This is a genomic window from Fluoribacter gormanii (assembly GCF_900156395.1).
GTDB lineage: Bacteria > Pseudomonadota > Gammaproteobacteria > Legionellales > Legionellaceae > Legionella > Legionella gormanii.
In genome coordinates this window covers 1-4,603 of sequence record NZ_FTNL01000050.1, presented here as the reverse complement: position 1 = coordinate 4,603, position 4,603 = coordinate 1, and the positions used below count along the sequence as shown (strand labels likewise).

The window sequence follows — 4,603 nt, the reverse complement described above, 5'->3', positions numbered from 1 at the left end:
GAATGATTTGTATCAATCGATTCTTTAAAAATTGTTCCACCTGACAGGAGATCCCTCACCCTCGCTGCGGTCGGGTTCGGGATGACGTGGGGAGTTACAACAAAACAATTAAAATTCGGTAGTGAAGGCGCAGACCTCACCCGGGGAAATGTTTAAACCTTTAGCTTTAAACGATAAAAATCAACGGCATTAGTCAATAAAATTTTGCTTGCCATACAATTATCAAAAACATCCAAAATCAGAGTAATGTCTTCTTTTTTAAAAGTCTTTAGCGCACGTGTTGAAGGAAGATCTGTACCAAACATTAAAGCATCAGGATTAATGGATACAATCGTCTTCAGTGTATTTGCAACATCAAAATCAACTCTGCCAAATCCTGATGCCTTGACTTTGACTCCTTGCTCTACCAGCTTGAATAATATCGAAAGCCCATTTTTTGATAATCCCAAATGGTCTATGCTAACAGCAGGTAAACGAAGCAACAGATCAGCTAACTCCATAAGTTCAGAGGAGTCAACATATAACTCTACATGCCATTTGGCAATCTCATAAACTCGATGTGCCATTTCACTTAAATGGATTAATTGTTCTGAACTACCTCGTTTTAGATTAAATCGAATACCACGTATACCTTGATGATTTAATTCAATAATTTGCTTATCACTTACGCAAACAGGTAATTGAGTCACGCCAACAAAATTTGGACCCAACACTTGTAAAGCATTTATTAAATATGTTTGGTCAAATGCTTGAAAAGACCCGGATATCACTGCTCCACCAATAATTTGCAGCGGTGTTGCAATTTTAAGATAATCTACAACCGTAAACTCATTTGGTAAATACGATTGATTTGCAACTAAAGGAAAGCGGTAATCGATAATATGTAAATGCGCATCAAATAGGTTCATCATTATACCCCACTTTGTTAGATATCCTTCTCTTGTTTTTTGCACTTTTACCAAATTTGTAGCCTGAGTGAAGCGCAGTTTCGCTGCGCTTCACCCAAGCTAGATACTAAGTTAACTATATTTACCTTAATATTTTTATTTATTAAGCAAAATTGTTGATGAACATATCCTCTTCAGCAAGAAGATCAATTTGTGACTGTTGTTTCGATCGTTCAGTAAAAAACCTTTGTTTTTTTGAATTTGAGTATATAGACGTCAATATATCTTCCCTAACTGACTCCATTAAACTCGGAGCATCTCTATATCCACCCAGACAATATCTCTGCCATTGACCATCCAACTCCATCTCAACAAAACAATGGTCTGAGTTAACAACAATAGAGACAGGAATTTCAGGATTTAAACGATGCATTTCATCTTTAAAAGCAATAGCCCTTAAACGACAACTTGCAACACCTAATTTTCTTGCTTCCTCAAGATATTCATTACCGTTATGTACCGTGACACCAATAGCATTACGTAGTTTTCCATGATCTTTACCAAACTTAAGATATTTCATTAACAAGCGATGAATTTCTTGATGCTCAGAAGAAAGTGCAGACAACGTATTAAAAACAGGATTTGCTCGATACTGCTTGGGCATACGTAGCAATAAATTAATAAAAACGTCCTGGGATTGTGCTGTTGGTTTAAGTAATCTAATGTAATATAACCGATTTTCCTTAGAGTACTTTATTTCAAAATCGTCTTTTTTAAATCCTTTAATTGCAATATCCAGTAACGTTTCGCCTGGATGCAAAGAAGGCAATGCCAGCCAGTTTTCTGTCAAACTTAATCTTTTTTTTCCTTCTATTAGAATCAGATTCGATTCTTTTTTCCTTTTATTAATAAGTTTCTCGGTTAAACCCTCAGGATGGAACTGATATTTACAACCCACCAGATTTTCGGTTGCATTCATTCCCACCAATTCAAAGTATTGAAATGGAGATGACGGGTTTTCACGAATCACCAGCTCGGAATACACTTCATTACGGTAATATTTTGCGGATGGCTTAAAGCCAAGTAAATCAACTGATTTAAATATTGGTGCTCTATGTGATGATTGAGACACGTGAGCTCTGGTATCGATACCACTTCGATATGTTTTTTGTTTTATTTCATTCTGACTCGCAATACGCTTTTTCAAGGCCTGCATTTCTAATTGCTCTTTTTGATCATATGCAGAATTTGCAAGCTCAACATCAATAATTCTTTGTTTGGTCTGGTTTAAATTGTGTTCATCTAATTTAGGTGAAAATATTGCTGCAACCTGATTAAGATGCGTCTCAAGAGAATCGCGATCATCTGCCATTTTTCGGCAGAATTTATAATCAAGAAAATTTATTTGTGTTGTATCTAATTGTTGATATTGTGCTTGTGCAAGCAATGTAGCCTGGTTTGCCGGTTTCAATTTGGAGGCCAGCAAATCATCAAAATCCGCTCCAATAATGGCATTTTTTAAGGACTCTTTATCTCTTCTAATCAGTTGTCCATTCTCCCAGGTATAGAGCTCATGTCCTTCAGCAAGCAATTCAAGCATATGCTTTAGCATCAACTCACGTTTACTTGTTGACCAACTGGAAAACGACCAGTCAGAAAAAATATAAATTTGACCAGTAGGTAATGGTTCAGGATCATCAACCTCTTCTTGCATCTCCTCCTCTTGAATATAGGGTGAAGGATTGCTTTTTAATTTCTCCAATGTATCACGAATATCCCCGTCAAAAATACCTTGGGTACGGGCAAATGCCCTCACATTGGCATAAGAAGTTGCAGGGAACCATTCACCTAACCAACCTGTTTTTTTCTGTAGCGTCGGGAGTAAAGTTGCAATTAGCTTTAGTGCAATATCTACCTGCAAATTAATGGGATACTTTTGATATTTTGGGGCACGGAATGGTAAAACGAGTTGTTTCAAATCGGATGCTTTTTTTCTATCTTCTTGATTAGCCCATCGTTTGTTTTCAATACGCTTAATTTCATTATCTACCACTGCCAATAATGAGCTCATTAATTCCCTGCCAGTTGCAGGTAAAATTTGCAATCTAAATGGTGGGAGAAATTGTTCTTGCGCTGCAATCATCGCTTCGAAGTCATCAACTTGTTCCTGATTTACAACTTCATCTGATTTTTTCCTACTTTTTGTTGCTTCACGAAGACCAGCCTCCAAAGTTTTGGGTAGCACATGTCTTCCTCTGTTTACAAGATTCGGATCGACCTGATTTAAAACTTGCATCACATTGCGTGAACAGAACGTTGCATCAGAGGGCGTAATGTGTTCTCTGTCTTTTTTATCTTGTTGATTTGACCATTGAAAAAGAGATTTAATCACGGCCCAGAAACTGGTTCGGCTTTTCCCTTGCTTATGAAATCGTTCAGTAACTTTAACTTGCTCCAGATATGCACTTAGAAATTTCTGTCTTTGTATACTATCAGTATGTTTAAATACTAATAAGCTTGAATGAACTGCAGGCAGAACTTCTGCTTCTCCTGAAGCACGCCAGAAGGTAACAAGCAACTGAATTAGTTTTGCTTTTCGCTCATAGGTAGCAGTAAGAAATCGCTCGATTAATTCCTCTGAATCCTCATTTCCAGTCATTTCAGCAGCTAATCGCTTCATCCATCGAGGACCGCCTGCTAGCGCTTTCTTTATTTGGGTTGCCTTGAACTCTTTATTGCAATAATTTAGAAGTAAGGTTGTCAATTCTTCTATAGTGCTTTCTTGGAGATTCTGAATGAATGCTTCTTTTGAAACGGTGATTTGTCGTTCATAATTATGACAAATGACGCCATATTTATTCTTTCCTGTACAAACGAAGACCGTAATTACTTCTCTATGTCCATGTTTGTTGCCAGCAGTAGTTAGTGACTGGGCCGCCTGTTTTAAGCGCACCCAAGGCTTATTGCTATTAGAGACAACGAACAAAATATCACCTGGCTCAATAGCACAATCCTTCATCACTAACATAATTGCCCTTCCTAATACCTGGATTTATTAATAGCGACGGCTAGGATGGCCATGTTCATTTCTAGCACAACTTTCAAGTGTGATCTCACTGATGATTAAAGATGATAACAGAGCGATGCATGTATCTTCATCATTTCCAGCCTGCTCTAAACCTTTAGTCATTTTGTCAATTGTATCGGAGTCAAAATCCAGTTCATTAAGTCGGGAAGCCACATCTTCTGGTTTAGAAAATGAGAGCACGCTAACTTCTGCTGCATGTTCTTTCAATAGCTGTAGATAAGTGTCTCTTTGTACTTTTAAATCTGATGAGCTAGGAGAGGTTCCTTTGATTAATTTATATCTTTTAATTACGTCATCAACATATTTAATTGCATCTTGATTATCTCTAAGCGACTCACTTTTGCTCTTTGCACGCAATACCTCGTATTGCTCTTCAAAATCTCTCGATTTTCCTAATGCCTTAAGAAGTTCCGGCTGTAGTTTATTCAATATTGGCATTTTGTCTCCTAGACTAGTTAATTTTCGGCCAGAATATTATCACGCACAGATCAACCAATCAACTTTGTGATTTCAATTTAATCAATTAATTAAAATCTCGTAACTCCCCACGTCATCCCGAACCCGAGCGCAGCGAGGGTGAGGGCTCTCCTGCGGTGTATCTCGGATACAGTCATGTAAAAAAACATTT

The 4,603-nt window shown here is 37.4% G+C and carries 3 protein-coding genes; all 3 read right to left on the bottom strand.

What is annotated here, in order from left to right:
* Positions 1–152 precede the first annotated feature (152 nt).
* The 3 genes from BW930_RS16725 to BW930_RS16715 all read right to left on the bottom strand — a co-directional run bounded on the left by BW930_RS16725 (position 153) and on the right by BW930_RS16715 (position 4,413).
* The gene (locus BW930_RS16725; protein ID WP_058467617.1) at positions 153–911 is read right to left on the bottom strand and encodes an amidohydrolase family protein; all 759 of its coding nucleotides are present in this window, start codon (positions 909–911) and stop codon (positions 153–155) included.
* A 139-nt stretch (positions 912–1,050) separates the two neighbouring features.
* Entirely contained in the window at positions 1,051–3,915 is a 2,865-nt protein-coding gene (locus tag BW930_RS16720) for a hypothetical protein (protein ID WP_058467616.1), read from the bottom strand.
* Positions 3,916–3,942: 27 nt separating this feature from the next.
* A complete protein-coding gene (locus BW930_RS16715) occupies positions 3,943–4,413 on the bottom strand; it encodes a hypothetical protein (protein WP_058467615.1) in 471 nt (156 codons plus the stop codon).
* Positions 4,414–4,603: the final 190 nt, after the last annotated feature.

What these genes read in the sequence shown, in the direction of transcription:
- BW930_RS16725 (WP_058467617.1), bottom strand. Translation starts at nt 911, where the DNA reads ATGATGAACCTATTTGATGCGCATTTACATATTATCGATTACCGCTTT.
- BW930_RS16720 (WP_058467616.1), bottom strand. Translation starts at nt 3,915, where the DNA reads ATGTTAGTGATGAAGGATTGTGCTATTGAGCCAGGTGATATTTTGTTC.
- BW930_RS16715 (WP_058467615.1), bottom strand. Translation starts at nt 4,413, where the DNA reads ATGCCAATATTGAATAAACTACAGCCGGAACTTCTTAAGGCATTAGGA.